The sequence below is a fragment of the Streptococcus sp. CF10-1 genome (assembly GCF_024295825.1).
Taxonomy (GTDB): Bacteria; Bacillota; Bacilli; order Lactobacillales; family Streptococcaceae; genus Streptococcus.
Genome location: NZ_JANCPQ010000002.1, coordinates 359114 through 379435, shown reverse-complemented (window position 1 = coordinate 379435; position 20322 = coordinate 359114). Strand labels below are relative to the sequence as shown.

The following is a 20322-nucleotide window of genomic DNA, read 5'->3' as shown; positions in this document are numbered from 1 at the left end:
CCTTTTTATTTTTCTAGGCTAGTAAAGACTTTTATAATTAGCAGTTTACCTACAAAAGATTTTCTAGCAGTTTATTGACAAATTTGATTGAATGAGATGAATATCACCTTATCCAAGTCCAGGAAATCAAGTTCCTAGAAACAAACTTTCTCCTCGAAAGAGAATATAACAAGTGATTATTTGTTTGTTGCAAACATCATTTGTTGCTTACAAAACATAATATACTCCTATTTTTATAAAAAGTCAACAGTAAATGTTTGTTTTTTTGTGGTTTTTTAACTAAAATATTTCAATATCAAAGCCAATCTGATCTACTTGACCAGGTTCTAGGAGACGAACATTCTTCTTATCTTCTAAATGATCTCCTTCTTCAAGAGGTGTTGACAAGCCAGACCATGGTTCAAAGGCAATGAAAGGTCCCTTATTCAAAGTTGACCAGATGATGAGATTTGAAAACTCTTGGAAATGTACTTTTAATCCCTTCTCATGTTTATGAGAACGAAGGGCAATTGTTCTGGATTGCAACTCATCCAAAGTCACTGCATCTGTGCTAAACAAATCATAGCTAAGGTCTAATTCTTTTTGCCCATCCAACCATGGACTTCTATCTTGGAAGTCTAACATTCCTGTTTCTGGGAAAGGACGGGGAACAGAGCAAGTCTCTTCTTTCTCAAACTCTAAATAGTAATCTTCATAAGTTTCGCCATCTAGCAGAGGACAATTAAATCCTGGATGTCCTCCTATAAAGAATGGCATTACTTTATTAGTTTCTCTATTGAAAACTTTGTATTGAGTACGGACAGTCTTGCCATTCACTAGATAAGTGATTTCAAGGCGGAAATGATAAGGGTAGTTCTGATAAGTATTCTCATCATCTTCAATAGCAAAGGTTACGCTGTTTTCTGTTTGATCAACTAAGTCAAATTCTTTTTTACGAACCAAACCATGACGAGGAATGTTTCCTTTCGTCTCCGTTCCATCTTCGTGACTGTAGAAGGCTGTATCTTCTCTTAAAGAGCCACAGATTGGAAAAAGTACTGGCGCTTGTCCACTCCAGTAAGTTGCATCTCCTTGCCACAGATACTCAATTCCTTCTCGATCCTTGATTGACGACAAGGCGCCACCTAAGGTTTTAAACTGGACCGTTAACTGGTCTGATTTGATTTCAATTACCATAATGTTCTCCAACTATTTTTAGATTTTTATATAAAAAACTAGGTTGCCACTCCCAATGTAGGAAATTAACAACCTAGTTTTCACAATTTACATTTTATAGGAGCGGATTATTTAGCATTTGCTGCGTATTCTTCGTTACGTTTGATCATTTGTTTTCTATACCAAGCAAAGATACCTACATAGAATACAAGGAAGACTGCTGCACCAAGGATTGCTTTGATATCACCTGTTGTAGCATTACCGATTGCCCAACCAAATAGTTTTTCAATTGGTCCTTCAAGAGTTGAGTGGGTAATCAATTGAGATTGGTTCACACCTTCTGGGAAGGCACCTACACCTTTAGCAAGTTCTGTTGCAAATGGTGCGATAAGAGTACCTGAAAGAAGGAAGAGAGGCAACAAGAGTGTTCCGAAGATAATCATACGGAGCAATTTACCACGTGTAACAACCAAGAGAGCTGGAGTTACACCCATAGCGATGATACCTGCAAGTGGCAAGATACCATTACCGACGTTTGACAGAAGCACAGCTTCTACTAGCATGATTGGAGCAAGTACGTTTGCACAAGCCCAGATTTCAGCACGACCAGCGATGAAAGGCCAGTCAAGACCGATGTTGAATTTACGTCCTTGAAGACGTTTAGTAGCAACGTTTGTAATACCTTGTGAAAGTGGTTCTACGGCTGCGATGAACCATGATCCGATAAGTGAGAAGAGTTCCAAAGCTACACCGGCTGTCAAACCAAGAGACAACCAACCTTTAATAACTTCTTGCCAGTTTGCAGCATCTTTAAGTCCTTCAACAGGATGTGGAGTCCCCATCAAACCGATAACAATACCAAGGATGAAACCGATGAAGAATTTAGATCCCCAGAAACCGATTTTTTTGTTCAATTTAGCGGCATCAAAGTCATATTTATCAAGACCTGGGAAGAATTTTTCAAAAATCTTATCCAAGACCATGATAACTGGGTTCATCATGTAGTTCATGTGTGTTGAAGTCATTGGTGATGAGCTTGGTGCATTAAGAAGGTCATCGAATGTTGGTTTCATCAAGTCAGAGTTGATGATTTTCAAAACACCTACAAGGACAACTGCTGCAGTTGCGATGAAGAGTGAAACCCCTTGGCTAACTCCATTGTTGTCTGCGTACCATTTAATCAAAAGACCAGTGATTGACAAGTGCCAGATATCGAAGATATCAACATCAAGTGTGTCTGTTTTCTTCATTGCAAGCATCGCAATGTTGACAATCAACATTACAAGCAAGAAGTAAAGTGTCCATGCAGAACCCCAAGTGATGGTTGCAAGTGGTGCCCAACCAACGTCAGTGATGTTCAATTGGATACCAGTGTTTTCAACGAATTTCGCAAGTGATGCTGAGAAAGCTCCATTGAGCATACCGATGATAGCACCGATACCAGTAAGGGCGATGGCAAGTTTAATACCACCTTCAAGCGCTTTGGAGAATTTCACTCCAAAAAGCAGAGCCAATACTGTCAAAATGATCAGCATGATGATTGGTCCACCCATATCCAAGATAGGTTTGAACAGCTTATTGGCTAGTTCGATAATGACATCCATAATAGTTCCTCCCGTTTTTCTAAGTTATATGAATGTTAACAAGATAAAGGATAAATTAGCTTAGTCCATGTTCTTTGATAGCTGCTTCAATATTGTCAAATACTGGAGCACTCATCGCTGGAATACGGAACAAGATTGGTCCAGCTTCAATTACTGGAATTCCTGGTTCAAAACCAAGGTCAGTTGCAGCGATTGGCGTGAAGATATCGTATCCCTTGATAAGGTCTTCGTTTACATCTTTCACCATGACTGCATCACAGTGAACGTCATAACCACGATTTGATAGTTCTTCTTCTAGAGCACTTTTAATTTGGTGACTTGAGTTAACACCTGCACCGCAGGCAGCAAGAATTTTAATCATTTGGATTTCCTCCGATTTTATTTTTTAATAGACAAGATTAAGCGGTTGCTTCGGAAATGTAAGCATAAAGTTTTTCTGGTTCGGAAATTTTTGATAGGTCTTCCAGATGTCCATTTCCTGTGAAAAAGTCCATCAACTGAGCCAGAATATTTGTTTGACTTGAACTTGAGTTGTTAATGATAAAGAAGAGTAGGGATACTTCTACTTCCTTATCAGGAGCAATCATATTGTGAAAAGTTACTGGTTTTTCTAATCGAACAACCACCACTTTCTCAGCTAGATTATGAACAATATCTGTATGAGGAATTGCTACATTTGGCAAGTCCTTTCCTAGAAATTCCATATCTAAACCAGTTGGAAATGACTTTTCACGCGTGATCAAGGCTTCACGATAAGTTGGAGTGACAATTCCTCGTTCTTCCAACAAGCTTGCTACCTGATCAAAGAGTTGTTCTTGATTATCCGCTTCTAAGCAAAACACCAGGTTTTTGTCAAAGAAATGATCTAATCCCATAACATTTTCCCTTCTTTCAATTATCTTTTATGAAATAAGTATAACACTATATGAAATCGTTGTCAATAATTTTTGTTTTATTTTGTTCATTTTTTTGTAATTTTTGTTTCATTTAAAGAATACAATCAATATCAAACATTCTTGTTATAAAATACACAAAAAAAGAAGGCCCAAGCCTTCTTCTATTTCCTTACTCAATAGTAGATAAAATCTCTTCTAATTTATGGTAATCTTTTACACTATCAATTTCATAGATGCTATTTCCTTCTAATTCTTCGACATAGACATCCAATTCTTTGATATTATCCTTAACCATGTTGTCCCAGTAGAGATCAACAAATTCACCACTTTCGTAAGCTTTGTCAATAAAGCCAACAATCTTCTCAGCAGTTGGTGCATCCCAGAATGAAACTCCGCTCAGAATGCGACCAGCCTTGCTGTCAACAATAATGTCTTGAACCTTGTAGTCATCACCATAAACTAAGAACCACTCGTTGGTACAGTCTTCACGATAAACGCTAAAATAGGTAGAACGTTTAAGATCGTTTCGAAACATATTTTTGAAAAGATAGTTATCTGCATCGATGACATAGCTGTTAGCTAAGTCTTCTTTTACTAGATAAAGTGAGTAAAAGTTATTGTAATCAGCATACTTGTCGTTAAAGACTAAACAGACACCATATTTTTCTTTTAGGTAGTCAAATTGTTCTTTGAGGTAACCGACAACGATGATAATCTCATCAATTCCTCTCTCTTTCAAAAACTCGATTTGGTATTCTACCAAGGGTTTTTGATTAACCTTAACCAAAGCTTTTGGGGTATTTTCAGTCATAGGGCGCAGACGAGTTCCTAAGCCCGCTGCTAAAATAATCGCTTTCACACGAATCTCCTTTATTCTTTAATAATAATATAAACACCAGCCATAACAATAAGTGAAGTGATGATTGTCAGCATATCTAGCGGTGCACCCAAGAAAATAACTGCAAATAAGACAGTCCAAACTACATAGCTCACATTCAAACCTGTCGCTTTCGCAGGTTGCAAACGATTAATGGCGATATAATAAGCTAAGTAGGAAATCATATCAAAGGCCGCAAAGACAATCAAGAGGCCGAATAATTGCCCATCTGCCACTTCTGCAAATGAATGGTGTGAAAAGAGCACAATCACAAGATAGGACAAGAATGAGGTTACTTGTCGGATTAACAAGGCTTCAATTTCACTTAAATCACTTTCCATAGCATAGGAGCTGAGAACACTTTCACTCCCCCAGGCAATGGCACAGATAAGGGCACAAAGAATTCCAATGTAAAACGAGTTAACTTGTTCAACCTTGTAGGTTTGAGCAATGATCGCTGCAATAATCAAGAAAACACCGAATACTGTATTCTTTGAAACCTTGTGTTTCAAAATGAAGAAGGCTAGCAAAACTGAAACTGCTGGGTAAATGGCTGATACAGATGAAGCTAGTGAACTACCGATATATTTAACCGCATAAAGATTGGCCTGCATACCTATTGGTCCTGCTAGTAAAGCTCCGATAATTACACTCACATTTCGAATATTTAAGAAAATCGAAAGACGAACTTTTCTTTCTTTTACCAAAAGAAAAGCTAACAAGATAAAGATACTCAAGAAATCATGAGCAGCAGCCACCACAAAGGGGGAAAGATTTGTAAAAATTGAAAAGATATAAGCACTAATCGTTAGACCTAATCCCCAGAAGATACCAGAGAGCAGACCAAAGGAAACACCATTTTTATTCTTCATCCTAACCTCCATAATAAGTCAAACCTTTGACAGCTCTTTGGTAACGATTGACACCGTAATCTCCAAAATCAGCCCCTTGAGCTTCTTTGTACACTGTCCACAAACTCCAGATAGTATCTTGCAAGATTTTATAGATACGAATCTTCTCACGTGATACAGGCGTTTTGTCACTTTCATAGTAGGAAAGGAAAGCATCTTCCTCTTGCTTTGTAAATTCAGACTCTAAGAAAAGAGCTGCCAAATCCCACATCGGGTCATTCATAGAAGAGTATTCCCAGTCAATCAAATACAAACGACCTTGTGGTGACTCGATAAAGTTTTCTGGTACCAAATCGATGTGACAGGACTTTCTATCAACACCCAAATCAGCCAATCTCTTTTCTAGTGAAAATACATCTTTTCTTACAGCTTCATAGTTTTCATAAGGGATAGGTCCCTCAATCAAGGATTCATATTTGCTGATTTCCTCAAAAGGAGCGAACTCTCCTCTTAATTCTTTCCCTGAAGCATGGATGGTTTGTAAAATTGGTGCAATCTTTTCAAACTTGGACTTGATTGATGTTGAATCAAGAGTTACTGCTGATTCGATGTACTCATTTACTTTAATCCCTGACTCAATATCGAAGAGGTAATTTTTGACATCTAAATCTAAATCCTCTAAAAGTTCAAGATTGTACTTTTCATTTTGACGATTGATGAGTTTTTCAGTCCCTTTACCAAAAAATTTCACAATATACTGTTTGTTGGTTGTTTTAACCAAATAGTTTTGGTTGGTCATGCCTCCCAGCTGTTCAACACTGAGTACTTCCTCTTCATCAGATAGTAAAGAAGAAATTTTTTCTTTGATGAGTTTCTCCACAATTAACCTCCATCTTCTACACTTCCCACTTAAATACTGTTTTGAAAGCAGTATTAAGGTCTGTAGCAAAGACACGGTGAATGTCCTTGATTTCTCTCACAGGCTCTTCAACATAAAGGATATTCTTCAGACGATTCGCAAACTTTTTAACTTCCATCATTTGAATGGCCTTCTCAAAATCGACGCGTCCTGAACGAGATGAGCCTACTAATAACAATCCTTTTTCCAAAGCATCTCGTGTATTGATATTAACCTTGTACTCACTCACTCCCATCATGAGAATCGTTCCCTGTGGACGAATATAGCGAATCAAGTCATTGATAGCTGGGCCTGTACCATCGCCACCGCAACACTCAAATCCATGATCAAAGGTCAAATCCTCTGGGATATTATCAGTAATGTAGCACTCTTTTGCAAAAGAGAAGAGCTCCAGCTTTTCCCAATGGCGACCAATGACGATAATCTCTGCTTCTGGTAGAGTGTAATTGATAATATTAGCAACCACAAAGGCCAAACTACCATCTCCGATAACAGCTATGCGCTCTCGCTTGCTGTGGGCAAGATTCAAGAAACGATCCATGGCATGCATACCGACACTCACAAACTCGGTAATGGCGGCAACTGTGTCCTCGATGTCATTATAAGACACAACACGATCTTTGGGAAGAGAAACAAATTCTCGCATAAAGCCATCATAGCCACTAGATAGGAAGTAGGTCCCTTTCATGTAGTTCTCGTAGAATTCCTTGCCACTCTGCATAGGCGGTTGATTTGGAATCATGACCACCTTTTGACCAACTTCATAAGTCCCAGTGGGATCGGAAATAACAGTTCCACAAGACTCGTGAATCATCGCCATAGGAAGCTTTTTAGCCAATATCTTTGGATCGCGTTTCCCTTGATAGTAACGTTGATCCGCATGACAAACCGCCATATAATTTGGACGAATAAGGATATGATTCTCCTGATCAATGTCTTCTTCTTGGTATTCTACATTGATAAACTTTGGTTTGGTCAGTTGATAAATTTGATTAATCATAGCCTTAGTCTTTCTCAATCATGCTTTTCGCGATTTTCAAGTCTGTCACAGTTGTGATTTTAAGATTTGAATATTCCCCTTTAGCTAGGGCAACGTCTTTTCCTTTGATAACAAAAATCTTACATGCATCCGTCAGGATTTCCTTTTCTTGGTCAGATAGGGAACCATACAAATCCATGAAATCCTTGCAGCGGAATGTCTGAGGTGTTTGACCTTGATAGAGGTGAGCACGATTTGGAATATCCGTGATAAACTGACCATTAGTACTTTCAACAATGGTATCAACTGCTTCTACTACTGTGTCAACCGCATCATGATTTTGCGCCAGTTTGATATTGTCCTGAATCATGCGAAGTGTGATAAAAGGACGAACAGAGTCGTGGGTAATCACAATATCTTCTGGAGTGATTGGACGATAGGCATCAATAGCTTCTATAATCTTCTCGATACTGGTATTGCGATCAGCACCACCCTTTGTAATGATGATACGATCCTTGTGGAGAGAAAGATACTTGTCAACTAGGTCCTCAGCGTGTGACACCCAGTCTCCATGAACTCCAACTACAATTTTTTCAATACTTGGTTCCAAAACAAATTTTTCAATTGTGTGGATCAAAATAGGTCGATCACCCAGCTCCAAGAATTGTTTTGGTAAATTACTGATTCCCATGCGTGTGCCAGTTCCTCCGGCTAGGATTCCTGCATAGATCATTTATATTCTCCTTTAGTTTATTCTAAAAAACTCATTACCATCTATTATATCACAATCTGCCTCCATCATGAAGAAAAGACAGAGCGTCATTTAGTCTAATCAACACACCATTTAAGCTAAAAAGTGAACAATGTCTTACTAAATCTGGAAAGAACATAACAAATTAAGAAATATAATTAGGTTATCCTCTATATTCTCTGTTTAACGTTCGGTTAACATAGAGTTCTTTAGAATATAACACAAATCTTAAAAAAAGCTTAAACAAAATTATTTGTTTAGCAAAGAATACTAGGTGTGCATAGTAAATTTCTTAAAAGTTGTTTGAGGGATTCATTATTAAAGCTCATATATCTCATGAATTAAACAAATAATAGACTTTTCCACCTAAAATTGTTAAAATAAAAAGGAAAATAATAGAAAAAGGAAACTATAAACCGCCATGATGAACATGCAAAACATGATGCGCCAAGCACAAAAACTTCAAAAACAAATGGAACAAAGTCAAGCAGAACTCGCTGCCATGGAATTTGTTGGAAAATCTGCTCAAGACCTTGTCCAAGCAACTCTGACTGGAGACAAAAAAGTTGTCAGCATTGACTTCAACCCAGCAGTTGTAGATCCAGAAGATCTCGAAACCCTTTCTGACATGACTGCGCAAGCGATTAACGCAGCACTTGAACAAATTGATGAAACGACTAAGAAGAAACTAGGAGCTTTCGCTGGAAAATTGCCGTTCTGATCCACAAAAAAAGAGAAACATCTGTTTCTCTTTTTTTTTCTTAGAAATCAAAGAATTCCATTGCTTTCTTTAAAAGTAATTCCGTATATTCCGGATCGTCTTGAGCCATTGTGACTTGTGACTGGACCATTTCAAGATCATCCGTTATCATGCCATCTGCGCCGAGGCGAACGGCTTTATCAAATGCCTCAGAACCATTTACGGTCCAAACATAGAGCCTCTGATCAGTTGTCCAGAGTTTATTGACAAAGTATTCATCCAAAGTTGAGTACTCCATAGTGTAACCAGTTGCCTTGGTTCTTGGGAAGATACTGTTATAAGGCAGAATGAAGTAAACTGGAATTTCAGAATCATAAGTCAACACTTTATCAATCACATGATAGTCTAGTGATTGCATCTGATGTCCATATTTCTTGATAGTCGCCCCATACTTTTCAAGGAAATGGTCCATCATTTGCGGACTATCTTTCTTACTGGTTTTAATCTCAATCAGCAATTTTTGGTTTAAAGCATTTGCACGCTCTAAATAGGCATCAAAGCTTGAAATCTTTGTTTGATAACCATTCTCGTAAATATCTGTATTTGTTAATTCATCCAGAGTCAAATCTTGCGGTGTAGCATTAATACCTGTTAAAGTTTTGAGGTTGGCATCGTGCATCATCACGAACTGACCGTCTTTCGTTTCCTGCACATCCATTTCGACAAGATCTGGTTTTAGTTGAGCTGTTTTTTCTAAAGACTGCACAGTATTTTGAACACCGTTTTTATTACTTACTCCTCTGTGCGAAATCACTAAAGGTGTATTGGTATCTGGAGATTCCAGATAAACGTAGCCTTCTATCGCAAAGAAGATGCTTGCACACCCCATGACACCCCATCTCATCAGATAATCTTTCTTTCTCCTTGGCATAATCTCTAGCTCTTCTCCTGTCAGAAAGGAAACAAACTTCACTAGGAAATAAGTCAGGGTCATGTAATGGAAATTTTTAATCAGGACAAAATTAATCACACCGAGAATCAAGGATTCTTTTTGAGTTAAATTATCCATCAATGCTTGCGCAAAAAGCAAGGGAATTAACAAACCAAAAAAGAAGAGATAGGTTTTAATGATAATGAGTAGGAGATGCCAAGAGAAGAAAAGGACGTTTTTCTTCGTCTTTTGGAGACTATATTTCACACTTTCTCTTACTGTCTTTCTTTCAAAGAGAATCTTAGGAAGGGCAAACATGAAACGAACAGAAATGTAGAGAAAGATCCAAGCGGATGCTATGATCAACAGCCCTACTAGCCAGTTCTTATCTTCTAGATATGTAACGATAAAATCGGGGATAATAATCTTGTTGAGATAGTAGATTTTTAAAATTTTCCTAATAAAAGGGAAAAGCAAAGCAATGTAAAAAAAGACAAAGGCCATCTTACAAAAGCTCAATCGCTTAACGAATAAAAAGCTCTGGTGAAATACTTTTCTACTGTACTCTATTAAAGTTCTCTTTTCATGATAGAGAAGATGGCGGGCCCCGATAAACAAAAGACAAATCTGGAAATAAGCAACCAGGAGATTGATTGCAATTAAGATGAGAAAGGCTAAACTGATAAAAGGCGATCCTTGTATAATCGCCCAAAAGTTATTGTAGGAGATAAACAAGTAACCTGTTTGTCTGAGTAACATTCCTGCAATCCATGAATTTAATGGCAACCAGACAAACTCAACCATCATAAATATCAGGAAAAATAGAAATAAAATCTTATCTAAGTTATAGTATATCTTCCTAAAACCTAGCTTTTTAGGTTTTTCAGGTTTCATAAGCACTCCTAGTCTAAAAATTGGGATAAATCTAAGCCACCAAAAGGATTATTCATTGAAAAACTACTCTGGTCTTCTATTAATAGCTTTCCTTCATCTGATTCCAAAAAAGCTTCGTAGACACGCGCCGTCATGCGGGCATCCTCTAAACTGTTATGAGACTTCCCGTGAAAGCCTAAAAAATTCGCTACAGTTTGCAATTTAAGGTTGGCTATCCCGTGTAAGTCAGAACTACGACGTTCAAAAGCCTCCTCATATAGATCAACCTTATACTGGTCACGATAATCAATACCATGCTCCAAGAGAATAGGCAAATCACTCTTAGCTGCATTGTAACCAACGATAGGTAAGTCGCCAACAAATGCCTGAAAGTCCTTTAAAACTTGTTCTACCTTTGGCGCATCTTTCAAGGTTTCAGCCGTGATTCCAGTCAAACCATTGATAAAACTCTTTAAAGGGGCTGTAGTATGAACATAAGAGTCAAAAGCAGCACTTTCTTGTCCATCTTGAAAGCGGACTGCTGATACTTGAATTAAATGGGTGACCCCCTCGTGTTGATTGAATTCCAAATCAAAGGCGATATAATCTCTTAATTTTTCCATTATTTACCTCAATTACTACCCAAACTAAACTATAAATAATAAAAGAAGCCATTAGGTTAGTGAGTAACCCAAACAGCTTCTTTATTTTCCTCCAAAAAGGCGAGCAAAAAAGCCTTTTTTGGTTGCTTGGACTTCTTCTTTTGCTTGGTCCAACTCGAGTTTCAAGGTTTCTTGATCCTTCATCGCTTGAAGAGTTAACTGTTGCTGTTGGTCCAACTGTTTGTCCTTTTCAGCAATCTGGCGGTCTTTAATGCGCATCTGTTCATCTTTTTCTGATAACTGGCGGTCTTTTGCCTTGAGCTGCTCATACAAACGAAGAATTTCAGCATTTTTCTCATCGACCAAGATTTCCATCAGTTCACGTTGTTTGACATCATCACTGACAGGCTCATCTTCAAAAATTGTTTTTTTATAGATTTCTTCTAGCTTGATCAAGCCACTTCGAGTAACTACAGTTACACCTTTGTCATTCTTTTTCGTGTCCTCTTCTGGAAGTTCTTTGACACGATTGTTGATTGCTTGACGAGATAGTCCTAAGACCTCTGCAATCTCACTGACGGTCATTTCAATACTCATAATATCCTCTGAAACGTTTTCTAGCTTTTCTTTATTTAAATCTTATCATAAGCTAGATAAACTGTCAAATTTCCGCTTAATCCAAGGCCTTTAAAAAGGCTAGTAAGACTTGGGCAGAACGACGTCCAGCTTCGATAATAAACTCATCAAAAGAGACAGAGGCTTCGTGATTGGCATTGTCACTCATAGCACGAATGACTAGGAACGGTAAATTAAGAGACTGAGCCGCTTGTGCAATAGCAGCCCCTTCCATTTCAACTGCTAAAACATCAGGGAAGTGGGATTTGATACTAGCAATCTTATCATCTCCAGCTATAAAACTGTCCCCTGTGGCAATCAAGCCTAGGTGCCATGTCTGCTCTAACTGAAATAAGTTTTCTTTAATCCTAGCGATAAATTTCTTATCTGATTCAAAGTACAGAGGTTGACCAGCCATTTGGCCATAAGCATAACCAAAAGCAGTCACATCCACATCATGATAAGCCAACTTATCCGCAATCACTACATCTCCAACAGCAATCCCTTCAGCAAGAGCACCTGCTGATCCTGTATTGATGATAGCTTCTACCTGAAAATGGTCAGCTAGAATAGCTACACTCATAGCTGACATGACCTTTCCAATCCCACTCTGAACTAGAACGACTTCAGTATTGCCAACAGAGCCTGTGTAGTAGGTATTTCCTAAGACTTGGACTTCTTGAGGTTTATCCAAATTCTGAGTCAAATATACAAGTTCTTCTGGCATGGCAGCAATGATTCCAATTTTCATTTCAAGTCCTTTCAATTACAAGAGTTTCATCGCTAAAATTAACAAAATCAAAAGTAGGATGACTGCAAACAAGATGCGATTGAGTTTCGAATTAAAAACATTTCTCTTGGTGTTCTCAATGCGGCGGCTCTTATGAATCGTTGGCTCTACTTCGATTGTAAGTGTATCTTGACTAAAACCGTGGTCTCTAGAACGTGAATAACCAAAATATTGTGAAGACGTTGGTAGGATCTTTGTTTCCTCATCATCTTGAAGAGGTGGTCCTGAGATTTTCTCACCACGATTGGCACGTTCAATCATTTCGTCTGTTAATAAAGGTTTTCCCATGGGTTGCTCCTCTATTTCTTTTGTAGTTCCCAGTACTGGATCGCCATAATAGTTTTGGCATCACAGATATGACCTGACTGGATCAGGTTTTTGGCTTCCTCTAGGCTTACTTCTAGGACTTCCAAAGTTTCATCATCATCTTGTGGGCGAGGATTTTCCACCTTGACCAAATCACTAGCGAGGTAGAGTTTTAGTTTTTCATTACAAAATCCAATCGCAGAATAGAAATCGTACAACAGTTCTAACTTACCAGTGTAGGCAACTTCTTCTTCCAATTCACGAAGCGCCGCTGCCATTGGATCAGCATTTTCACCAAGTTCTAGTTTACCAGCAGGAATCTCATAAGAAACCGCCTCGATAGCCTTTCGGTATTGCTTAACGAGAACGATTTTGTCCTCAGCTGTCACGGCTAGTACACAAACAGCTCCATTGTGAAAAATCAAGTCACGTTGGGCAGTGCCCTTTCCTTCTGGTAGTTCCACCTGGTCTTGTACTAGTTTGAAAATAGGACCTTGATAGATTTCCTTCCGACTAATCGTTTTTTCTTCAAATTCCATGACAAACTCCTACTGGTTCTTTGGATGATGAGGGAGGCGAGTCGCATATTCATCTTTGTTGACCTGACGTCCACGGCCGATAGCAATGGCATCAGCAGGAACATTCTTGGTAATAGTTGAACCCGCTCCAACCAGAGAATTATCCCCAAGTTCTACAGGAGCAATAATAGTTGAGTTTGATCCAACAAAGACATTATTGCCAATGACAGTTTTGTATTTATTTTTGCCATCGTAGTTGACTGTAATGGTTCCTGCACCAAAATTAACATGGCTACCCACTTCACAGTTTCCAATATAAGTCAAATGACCCGCCTTGGTATTTTCACCGATTGAAGATCCTTTTACTTCAACAAAATTTCCAATGTGAACTTGAGCAGCCAGACTTGAACCTGGACGGATATGGGCATAAGGACCAACTGTCACACCGTCCGCAACACTACTTTCCTCAATCATAGAGTTGGTAATCACAGCTCCTGCTCCGATAGTGCTATCCACTACATAAGTTCCATTTGTTAAAATAGTCTCCGCACCAATCTTCGTTTGACCTTTTAAGGTAACGTTGGCTTCGATTTGGACTTCGGGAGCAATCTCAACATCAACGTCGATGTAAGTAGCTTCAGGATTGACAAAGCTAACACCATTAACCATGTGCTTTTGATTGATACGGCGACGCATCACTGATTCCGCAGTCGCAAGAGCTACACGGTCATTTACGCCAAGACTTTCATCAAAATCCTTGAGAGTATAGGCACCAACCTTCTCACCCGCATTACGGAAAATACCAATCACGTCAGTAATATAATACTCACCTTGGGCATTGTTGGTGTTGATGTTTTTAAGGGCTTCAAAAAGACGTTCATTGTCAAATACATAAGTTCCTGTATTGATTTCCTTAATTTGCTTTTCAAAGTCTGTGGCATCTTTCTGCTCCACAATGCGAAGAACTTCAGCATTATCATTGCGGACGATACGACCATATCCAAAAGGATCAGCTGCTTCAGCTGTCAAAATCGTCGCCACATTTTTGTGATTAATATGGAAATCCAAGAGGTTTTTCAAGCTTTCACCTGTAATCAGAGGAGTATCTCCAGCGATAACCAATGTGTGGCCTGTACGATTTTGGAGAATAGGCTCTGCCATCATGACAGCATGCCCAGTTCCTAGTTGTTCTGATTGGGTAACAAAGTCTGTCTGACCGGCTAATACTTGCTCAACTAGCTCTGCCTTGTGACCAACTACAGTAACTGTTTTTTCAGGTTGAATAGCACCAACACTACGAAAAACATGTTCCAACATCGAAATTCCAGCTACTTTATGAAGTACCTTTGGAAGATCTGATTTCATGCGAGTACCTTTACCCGCTGCTAGAATAATGGCATAATTTGACATAATCTTCTCTTTTCTCTAGAAATTCCCTTATATTATACCATAATTTAGTTTCTTAGGAGTAAACAAACAGAAAAATAGGAAGAAGACGCCCATATATTCACTTTTTCCGATGTTTTCTTTGATTTTTTTATTTATTTACGTTAAACTAAATAGATATGAGAAAAAAGATTCATCCAGCTATTATTTTTACTTTATTTACTATATTTATAGCTATTTTGATCCTCAATAGACCAACTTATGAAGACCATCCCGTCAAGTCAAAACCCAATGCAGTCCAGGTTGAAAATCAGGCCTTGCATAATCTTGACAAACCTATTATTGATGTCTCTGGTTGGCAAAGACCTGAGGAAATCAACTACGATACCTTGTCTCAAAATATTTCAGGTGTTATTGTTCGCGTCCACAATGGGGCTCAACATACTGAAAAAAATGATGCGACTTATGCCAATGGTATTGATAAAGCCTATAAAAGTCATATTACAGAATTTCAAAAGCGTAATGTCCCAGTTGGAGTCTATGCCTATCTAGCTAGCCCCAGCAAGGAAGAAATGGAAAAAGCCGCTGAAGTTTTCTATAATGCTGCTTCTCCTTACAATCCTAGTTACTATTGGTTGGACGTGGAAGAAAAAACAATGTCTGATATGAATGAAGGGGTTGAAGCCTTTCGTGCTAAACTGGAATCTTTAGGTGCTAAAAACATCGGCATCTATATTGGAGTTTACTTCATGCAAGAACACAGTATCAATACAGATAAGTTTACTGCTATTTGGATTCCTTCCTACGGGACAGACTCTGGTTACTTTGAAACAACACCCAATACCAGTTTAGACTATGACCTCCATCAGTATACTTCAAAAGGAAGAATCGCTGGATTTGAGCATCATTTAGATATTAATCTCATTTCTACCTTGAAGGAAAAAGAAGAAACCTTTAGAAAACTATTTTTAAGACCATAAAACAAGTGAAAATTGCTCTCTTTTTCACTTGTTTTTTCATTTTTTTCTCGTCTGTGTTATAATTGATAGAATAGAGAAAGAATTTTATGAAATTGAGGATTTTATGATGTTTTCATGGATTGCAAGAGTTATTAAGGGAATCGTCATCGCCTTAGGATTTATCCTACCAGGAATTTCAGGTGGTGTTTTAGCAGCTATTTTGGGAATTTACGAGCGAATGATTAGCTTTCTGGCTCATCCCTTTAAGGATTTTAAAGAGAATGTCCTATACTTTATCCCTGTAGCAATCGGGATGTTGCTAGGCATTGGTTTGTTTTCTTATCCAATCGAGTATCTGCTAGAAAATTACCAAGTCTATGTTTTATGGAGTTTTGCTGGAGCTATCATCGGTACGGTTCCTAGCCTCCTTAAAGAATCTACTCGGGAATCTGATCGTGATAAGATCGACCTAGTCTGGTTCTGGACTACCTTTATCCTTTCAGGCCTAGGGCTCTACGCGTTAAATTTTGTTGTTGGTTCTCTCAGCGCTAGTTTCGCTAGTTTCATCTTAGCGGGTGCTCTTTTAGCTCTAGGTGTCTTGGTGCCTGGTTTAAGTCCGTCAAATCTACTCTTGATTTTAGGACTGTACGCTCCAATGTTAACTGGCTTTAAGACCTTTGATTTATTCGGAACCTTCCTTCCTATCGGGATTGGTGCAGGAGCAACCCTCATCGTTTTTTCAAAATTAATGGACCATGCCTTAAACAACTACCACTCCCGTGTTTATCACTTTATCATTGGAATTGTTCTTTCAAGTACTCTCTTAATTTTGATTCCAAATGCTGGAAATGCTGAAAGTATCCAATACACTGGACTTTCTATTGTGAGTTATGTTCTCATCGCCTTCTTCTTTGCGCTTGGAATTTGGTTTGGTATCTGGATGAGTCAATTGGAGGATAAGTATAAATAATGGCAAAGAAAGTTAAGATTAAAAAAACCTTGGTCGAACAAATCTTGACCAAGGCGGGTATTGACCATACTGGTATTCAGATCAATGCGCTTGAGGGTGAACTTCCTTCAGAATATGATCGAACTCACATCTTTAAAACCTTGGCTCTATTAGGGGACAAAACAGGCCCAATCATCGGAATCGTTCCCATAACAGAACACCTCGCTGAGAAAAAACTAGCAAAGGTTTCTGGTAATAAAAAAGTGAGCATGATTCCTCAAAAAGATCTGGAAAAAACGACAGGCTATATTCATGGGGCTAATAACCCCGTCGGCATTCGCCAAAAACACAATTATCCTATTTTTATTGATCAGACTGCTTTGGATTTAGACAAAATGATTGTCTCTGCTGGAGAAGTCGGGCATAGTATCATCATCCGACCTCAAGACTTAGCCAGCTTTGTAAAAGCGGACTTTGCTGATATCTTGGAGGAAAACAACTGATGAAACTCTATTTTGTCCGTCATGGTCGGACTGTCTGGAATCTTGAAGGACGTTTTCAAGGTGCTAGTGGCGACTCTCCCCTTCTTTCAGAGTCCATTGACATCCTAAAACAACTGGGGCAGTATCTCAATGAAATTCATTTTGATACGATTTATTCTAGTGATTTACCCAGAGCAGTTAAGTCTGCTGAAATAATCCAAAGTCAACTCCAGGCTCCTTGTCCTTTAAAAAGCATTCCTGACCTACGTGAATGGCAACTTGGCAAACTAGAGGGATTAAAAATTGCTACGCTCAATGCCATCTACCCACAACAAATCAAGGCCTTTCGCTCTAATCTGGCTCAGTTTGATACGAAGATGTTTGAAGCTGAGTCCCTCTACTCTACGACTCAGCGAACCATTCAGTTTATCAAATCTCTGAAAGAAAGTCCGGCTGAAAACATTCTGATTGTCGGGCATGGGGCCAATCTCACTGCTAGCCTTCGTACACTTATAGGCTATAAAGAGGCTCACCTCCGCAAAGAAGGAGGCTTGGCCAATGCTAGTCTGACAGTTTTAGAGACCGATGATTTTGAAACCTTCACTCTAGAAAGATGGAATGACACTTCCTATCAAAGAAAATAATGGAACTTGATCTTAATAGTCAAGTTCTTTTTAGTTTTCAAAGAATATCCGTGAATTTCTCTGCTATTTATGATAAAATGGGAGTATCGCAAAAAATGACTCATCGTATTAAATTTTGAGTAAAATTAGGAGGAACCCATGTCTACAGAACATATGGAAGAACTAAATGACCAGCAGATCGTTCGCCGTGAAAAAATGGCTGCGCTCCGTGAACAAGGAATCGATCCCTTCGGTAAACGTTTTGAACGTACTGCTAACTCTCAAGAACTAAAAGACAAATTTGCAGAACTTGATAAAGAACAATTACATGAATTAAATGAAACTGCTACTATCGCTGGACGCTTAGTAACCAAACGTGGAAAAGGGAAAGTCGGCTTTGCCCATCTTCAAGACCGAGAAGGTCAAATCCAAATCTACGTTCGTAAAGATGCTGTTGGTGAAGAAAACTACGAAATCTTCAAAAAAGCAGACCTCGGTGACTTCCTTGGTGTCGAAGGTGAAGTCATGCGTACAGATATGGGAGAACTTTCTATCAAGGCAACTCACATCACACACTTGTCTAAAGCACTTCGCCCACTTCCAGAGAAATTCCACGGTTTGACAGACGTTGAAACCATCTATCGTAAACGTTACCTTGACTTGATTTCTAACCGCGAAAGCTTCGAACGTTTTGTTACTCGTTCAAAAATCATCTCTGAAATCCGTCGTTATCTAGATCAAAAAGGCTTCCTTGAAGTGGAAACACCTGTCCTTCATAATGAAGCCGGTGGTGCTGCTGCTCGTCCATTTATCACTCACCACAATGCCCAAAACATTGACATGGTGCTTCGTATCGCGACTGAGCTTCACTTGAAACGCCTTATCGTTGGTGGTATGGAACGTGTCTATGAAATTGGGCGTATCTTCCGTAACGAAGGAATGGACGCTACTCATAACCCTGAGTTTACTTCTATCGAAGTTTACCAAGCTTATGCAGACTTCCAAGATATCATGGACTTGACGGAAGGTATTATCCAACACGCTGCTAAGGCAGTTAAGGGTGATGGTCCAGTTAACTATCAAGGTACTGAAATTAAGATCAACGAACCATTTAAACGTGTTCACATGGTAGATGCTATCAAGGAAATTACTGGTGTTGATTTCTGGCAAGACATGACTTTTGAAGAAGCAAAAGCTATCGCTACTGAGAAGAAAGTTCCAGTTGAAAAACACTACACTGAAGTTGGTCACATTATCAACGCCTTCTTTGAAGAGTTCGTTGAAGAAACCTTGATTCAACCAACCTTTGTCTATGGTCATCCAGTAGCTGTGTCTCCACTCGCTAAGAAAAATCCTGAAGACGAACGCTTTACTGACCGCTTTGAGCTTTTCATCATGACTAAGGAGTACGGTAATGCCTTTACCGAGTTGAACGATCCAATCGATCAGCTTAGCCGTTTTGAAGCTCAAGCTAAAGCTAAAGAGCTTGGGGACGATGAAGCAACAGGTATCGACTACGACTACATCGAGGCTCTTGAATACGGTATGCCACCAACAGGTGGTTTGGGTATCGGTATCGACCGTCTCTGCATGCTCCTCACTGATACAACTACTATCCGTGATGTATTGCTCTTCCCAACAATGAAATAAACCCTTATCCTCTGGTACTTGCCAGAGGTTTTTTGATAAAAAAAGAGACTGAGAAAAACTCAGTCTCTACTTTTCACTTCTTTGGTGGCTACATCTTCCCCAAACCATTTTTGGCTGATTTCCTGGAATTTTCCTTCTTGGTATAGTGATACAAAGGCTTGATTCAACGCAGCTAGCAAAGTTTTATCAGCAGGTCTAACACCCACAGCAAAAGCTTCACTTTCAAATCCAGCTGAAAAGACATTGTAGTCATTTAATATTCCTTCAGACTGGAGATAATAATTGGCATATACCCGGTCAATCAACAAGGCATCAATCCGATCATTTTTCAAATCAATTAAGGCTTCATTGAAACTTTGGTATTGATTAGCCTTCTGGTCTTTCACTCGATTCTTGAGTAGTTCTGGTTGTCCTTCAAAATTTAAATAACCAGAAGATCCAGCCTGGGACCCTAAAACTTTGTCAGTCATATCCTGAACTGAGTGGATGTTTTGAGACTTTTTAGAGACCAAAACTTGTTGATTTTCCATGTAAGGAATGGTAAAAGCAACCTTCTCTTTCCGTTCATTTGTTGCTGTATAGCCATTCCAGATGGCATCAATAGTACCATTTTGTAGTTCGGTTTCTTTCATATCCCAGTCGATGGGTTGAAATTTAATCTGAATTCCTAGTTTTTCAGAGACAGCTTGGGCTAGGTCAATATCAAAACCTGCATACTGGCCATTCTTCTCCTCAAATCCCATGGGAACAAAGGTATTGTCAAAGCCAATGGTAATGCTACCCTGTTTTTGATATTTGGCCCAATTATCCTGACTTGGATCACTTGCCTTCTGAGTACAAGCCGTCAGGAAGAAGCTAAAGAACAGAGCAAGTACAAAGGCAATTTTCTTTCTCTTCATAGGCACC

Annotated in this window: 23 protein-coding genes; 6 read left to right on the top strand and 17 right to left on the bottom strand. The window is 38.9% G+C overall.

Annotated features, from left to right (window positions below; all coding sequences use genetic code 11):
- Positions 1-279 precede the first annotated feature (279 nt).
- The 9 genes from NMM25_RS04270 to NMM25_RS04230 form a co-directional block, all read right to left on the bottom strand.
- Complete coding sequence (locus NMM25_RS04270) at positions 280-1176, bottom strand: aldose 1-epimerase family protein (RefSeq protein WP_254736056.1); 897 nt, start codon at positions 1174-1176, stop codon at positions 280-282.
- A gap of 107 nt (positions 1177-1283) precedes the next feature.
- Entirely contained in the window at positions 1284-2759 is a 1476-nt protein-coding gene (locus tag NMM25_RS04265) for a PTS galactitol transporter subunit IIC (RefSeq protein WP_254736055.1), read from the bottom strand.
- 55 nt (positions 2760-2814) lie between these two features.
- Positions 2815-3120: a PTS sugar transporter subunit IIB gene (locus NMM25_RS04260; protein WP_000590551.1), complete on the bottom strand. Its 306-nt coding sequence runs from the start codon at positions 3118-3120 to the stop codon at positions 2815-2817.
- A gap of 37 nt (positions 3121-3157) precedes the next feature.
- Positions 3158-3634, bottom strand: a complete 477-nt coding sequence (locus NMM25_RS04255; protein ID WP_254736054.1) for a PTS sugar transporter subunit IIA — start codon at positions 3632-3634, stop codon at positions 3158-3160.
- Between the two features lie 190 nt (positions 3635-3824).
- Positions 3825-4514: a sugar phosphate nucleotidyltransferase gene (locus NMM25_RS04250; RefSeq protein ID WP_254736053.1), complete on the bottom strand. Its 690-nt coding sequence runs from the start codon at positions 4512-4514 to the stop codon at positions 3825-3827.
- A gap of 11 nt (positions 4515-4525) precedes the next feature.
- Complete coding sequence (locus tag NMM25_RS04245) at positions 4526-5404, bottom strand: DMT family transporter (RefSeq protein WP_000791842.1); 879 nt, start codon at positions 5402-5404, stop codon at positions 4526-4528.
- Position 5405: 1 nt separating this feature from the next.
- Positions 5406-6263 carry a phosphotransferase family protein gene (locus tag NMM25_RS04240; protein ID WP_254736052.1) on the bottom strand — a complete coding sequence of 286 codons (858 nt, stop codon included), beginning with the start codon at positions 6261-6263 and terminating at the stop codon, positions 5406-5408.
- 16 nt (positions 6264-6279) lie between these two features.
- Positions 6280-7302, bottom strand: a complete 1023-nt coding sequence (locus tag NMM25_RS04235) for a ribitol-5-phosphate dehydrogenase (protein WP_254736051.1) — start codon at positions 7300-7302, stop codon at positions 6280-6282.
- Between the two features lie 4 nt (positions 7303-7306).
- The gene (locus NMM25_RS04230; protein WP_000638514.1) at positions 7307-8014 is read right to left on the bottom strand and encodes a 2-C-methyl-D-erythritol 4-phosphate cytidylyltransferase; all 708 of its coding nucleotides are present in this window, start codon (positions 8012-8014) and stop codon (positions 7307-7309) included.
- A 439-nt stretch (positions 8015-8453) separates the two neighbouring features.
- Here NMM25_RS04230 and NMM25_RS04225 point away from each other — a divergent pair, with 439 nt between their 5' ends.
- Positions 8454-8753 carry a YbaB/EbfC family nucleoid-associated protein gene (locus tag NMM25_RS04225; RefSeq protein WP_000981515.1) on the top strand — a complete coding sequence of 100 codons (300 nt, stop codon included), beginning with the start codon at positions 8454-8456 and terminating at the stop codon, positions 8751-8753.
- 40 nt (positions 8754-8793) lie between these two features.
- Here NMM25_RS04225 and NMM25_RS04220 read toward each other — a convergent pair whose 3' ends face one another.
- The 7 genes from NMM25_RS04220 to glmU form a co-directional block, all read right to left on the bottom strand.
- Positions 8794-10557 (bottom strand): glycerophosphoryl diester phosphodiesterase membrane domain-containing protein, encoded by a 1764-nt coding sequence (locus NMM25_RS04220; protein ID WP_254736050.1) that lies wholly within the window; start codon positions 10555-10557, stop codon positions 8794-8796.
- A gap of 8 nt (positions 10558-10565) precedes the next feature.
- The gene (locus NMM25_RS04215; protein ID WP_061421081.1) at positions 10566-11159 is read right to left on the bottom strand and encodes a 3'-5' exonuclease; all 594 of its coding nucleotides are present in this window, start codon (positions 11157-11159) and stop codon (positions 10566-10568) included.
- An 81-nt stretch (positions 11160-11240) separates the two neighbouring features.
- A complete protein-coding gene (gene rocS, locus NMM25_RS04210) occupies positions 11241-11735 on the bottom strand; it encodes a chromosome segregation protein RocS (RefSeq protein ID WP_000021252.1) in 495 nt (164 codons plus the stop codon).
- Positions 11736-11811: 76 nt separating this feature from the next.
- On the bottom strand, positions 11812-12504 hold the full coding sequence (locus NMM25_RS04205) for a 5'-methylthioadenosine/adenosylhomocysteine nucleosidase (protein ID WP_198459686.1): 693 nt from the start codon (positions 12502-12504) through the stop codon (positions 11812-11814).
- A gap of 15 nt (positions 12505-12519) precedes the next feature.
- Positions 12520-12831 carry a cell wall synthase accessory phosphoprotein MacP gene (gene macP, locus NMM25_RS04200; protein WP_254736049.1) on the bottom strand — a complete coding sequence of 104 codons (312 nt, stop codon included), beginning with the start codon at positions 12829-12831 and terminating at the stop codon, positions 12520-12522.
- A gap of 11 nt (positions 12832-12842) precedes the next feature.
- Positions 12843-13388 (bottom strand): NUDIX hydrolase, encoded by a 546-nt coding sequence (locus NMM25_RS04195; protein ID WP_000393797.1) that lies wholly within the window; start codon positions 13386-13388, stop codon positions 12843-12845.
- A gap of 9 nt (positions 13389-13397) precedes the next feature.
- Entirely contained in the window at positions 13398-14777 is a 1380-nt protein-coding gene (gene glmU / locus NMM25_RS04190) for a bifunctional UDP-N-acetylglucosamine diphosphorylase/glucosamine-1-phosphate N-acetyltransferase GlmU (protein WP_254736048.1), read from the bottom strand.
- Positions 14778-14932: 155 nt separating this feature from the next.
- Here glmU and NMM25_RS04185 point away from each other — a divergent pair, with 155 nt between their 5' ends.
- The 5 genes from NMM25_RS04185 to lysS all read left to right on the top strand — a co-directional run bounded on the left by NMM25_RS04185 (position 14933) and on the right by lysS (position 19416).
- Complete coding sequence (locus tag NMM25_RS04185) at positions 14933-15733, top strand: glycoside hydrolase family 25 protein (protein WP_254736047.1); 801 nt, start codon at positions 14933-14935, stop codon at positions 15731-15733.
- Between the two features lie 106 nt (positions 15734-15839).
- Complete coding sequence (locus tag NMM25_RS04180; protein WP_254736096.1) at positions 15840-16682, top strand: DUF368 domain-containing protein; 843 nt, start codon at positions 15840-15842, stop codon at positions 16680-16682.
- On the top strand, positions 16682-17164 hold the full coding sequence (locus NMM25_RS04175) for an aminoacyl-tRNA deacylase (RefSeq protein WP_049479415.1): 483 nt from the start codon (positions 16682-16684) through the stop codon (positions 17162-17164). The genes NMM25_RS04180 and NMM25_RS04175 overlap by 1 nt, the downstream gene beginning before the upstream one ends.
- Positions 17164-17787, top strand: a complete 624-nt coding sequence (locus tag NMM25_RS04170) for a histidine phosphatase family protein (RefSeq protein ID WP_049479414.1) — start codon at positions 17164-17166, stop codon at positions 17785-17787. Before NMM25_RS04175 ends, NMM25_RS04170 begins: the two co-directional genes overlap by 1 nt.
- Before the next feature lie 138 nt (positions 17788-17925).
- On the top strand, positions 17926-19416 hold the full coding sequence (lysS, locus tag NMM25_RS04165) for a lysine--tRNA ligase (RefSeq protein ID WP_049518598.1): 1491 nt from the start codon (positions 17926-17928) through the stop codon (positions 19414-19416).
- 59 nt (positions 19417-19475) lie between these two features.
- Here lysS and NMM25_RS04160 read toward each other — a convergent pair whose 3' ends face one another.
- Positions 19476-20315 carry an amino acid ABC transporter substrate-binding protein gene (locus NMM25_RS04160; RefSeq protein WP_254736046.1) on the bottom strand — a complete coding sequence of 280 codons (840 nt, stop codon included), beginning with the start codon at positions 20313-20315 and terminating at the stop codon, positions 19476-19478.
- Positions 20316-20322 lie beyond the last annotated feature (7 nt).

Excerpts from the sequence above, each read along its gene's own strand:
- NMM25_RS04270 (WP_254736056.1), bottom strand. The coding sequence starts at position 1,176 with ATGGTAATTGAAATCAAATCAGACCAGTTAACGGTCCAGTTTAAAACC.
- NMM25_RS04265 (WP_254736055.1), bottom strand. The coding sequence starts at position 2,759 with ATGGATGTCATTATCGAACTAGCCAATAAGCTGTTCAAACCTATCTTG.
- NMM25_RS04260 (WP_000590551.1), bottom strand. The coding sequence starts at position 3,120 with ATGATTAAAATTCTTGCTGCCTGCGGTGCAGGTGTTAACTCAAGTCAC.
- NMM25_RS04255 (WP_254736054.1), bottom strand. The coding sequence starts at position 3,634 with ATGGGATTAGATCATTTCTTTGACAAAAACCTGGTGTTTTGCTTAGAA.
- NMM25_RS04245 (WP_000791842.1), bottom strand. The coding sequence starts at position 5,404 with ATGAAGAATAAAAATGGTGTTTCCTTTGGTCTGCTCTCTGGTATCTTC.
- NMM25_RS04235 (WP_254736051.1), bottom strand. The coding sequence starts at position 7,302 with ATGATTAATCAAATTTATCAACTGACCAAACCAAAGTTTATCAATGTA.
- NMM25_RS04230 (WP_000638514.1), bottom strand. The coding sequence starts at position 8,014 with ATGATCTATGCAGGAATCCTAGCCGGAGGAACTGGCACACGCATGGGA.
- NMM25_RS04225 (WP_000981515.1), top strand. The coding sequence starts at position 8,454 with ATGATGAACATGCAAAACATGATGCGCCAAGCACAAAAACTTCAAAAA.
- NMM25_RS04220 (WP_254736050.1), bottom strand. The coding sequence starts at position 10,557 with ATGAAACCTGAAAAACCTAAAAAGCTAGGTTTTAGGAAGATATACTAT.
- NMM25_RS04215 (WP_061421081.1), bottom strand. The coding sequence starts at position 11,159 with ATGGAAAAATTAAGAGATTATATCGCCTTTGATTTGGAATTCAATCAA.
- rocS (WP_000021252.1), bottom strand. The coding sequence starts at position 11,735 with ATGAGTATTGAAATGACCGTCAGTGAGATTGCAGAGGTCTTAGGACTA.
- NMM25_RS04205 (WP_198459686.1), bottom strand. The coding sequence starts at position 12,504 with ATGAAAATTGGAATCATTGCTGCCATGCCAGAAGAACTTGTATATTTG.
- macP (WP_254736049.1), bottom strand. The coding sequence starts at position 12,831 with ATGGGAAAACCTTTATTAACAGACGAAATGATTGAACGTGCCAATCGT.
- NMM25_RS04195 (WP_000393797.1), bottom strand. The coding sequence starts at position 13,388 with ATGGAATTTGAAGAAAAAACGATTAGTCGGAAGGAAATCTATCAAGGT.
- glmU (WP_254736048.1), bottom strand. The coding sequence starts at position 14,777 with ATGTCAAATTATGCCATTATTCTAGCAGCGGGTAAAGGTACTCGCATG.
- NMM25_RS04185 (WP_254736047.1), top strand. The coding sequence starts at position 14,933 with ATGAGAAAAAAGATTCATCCAGCTATTATTTTTACTTTATTTACTATA.
- NMM25_RS04180 (WP_254736096.1), top strand. The coding sequence starts at position 15,840 with ATGTTTTCATGGATTGCAAGAGTTATTAAGGGAATCGTCATCGCCTTA.
- NMM25_RS04175 (WP_049479415.1), top strand. The coding sequence starts at position 16,682 with ATGGCAAAGAAAGTTAAGATTAAAAAAACCTTGGTCGAACAAATCTTG.
- NMM25_RS04170 (WP_049479414.1), top strand. The coding sequence starts at position 17,164 with ATGAAACTCTATTTTGTCCGTCATGGTCGGACTGTCTGGAATCTTGAA.
- lysS (WP_049518598.1), top strand. The coding sequence starts at position 17,926 with ATGTCTACAGAACATATGGAAGAACTAAATGACCAGCAGATCGTTCGC.
- NMM25_RS04160 (WP_254736046.1), bottom strand. The coding sequence starts at position 20,315 with ATGAAGAGAAAGAAAATTGCCTTTGTACTTGCTCTGTTCTTTAGCTTC.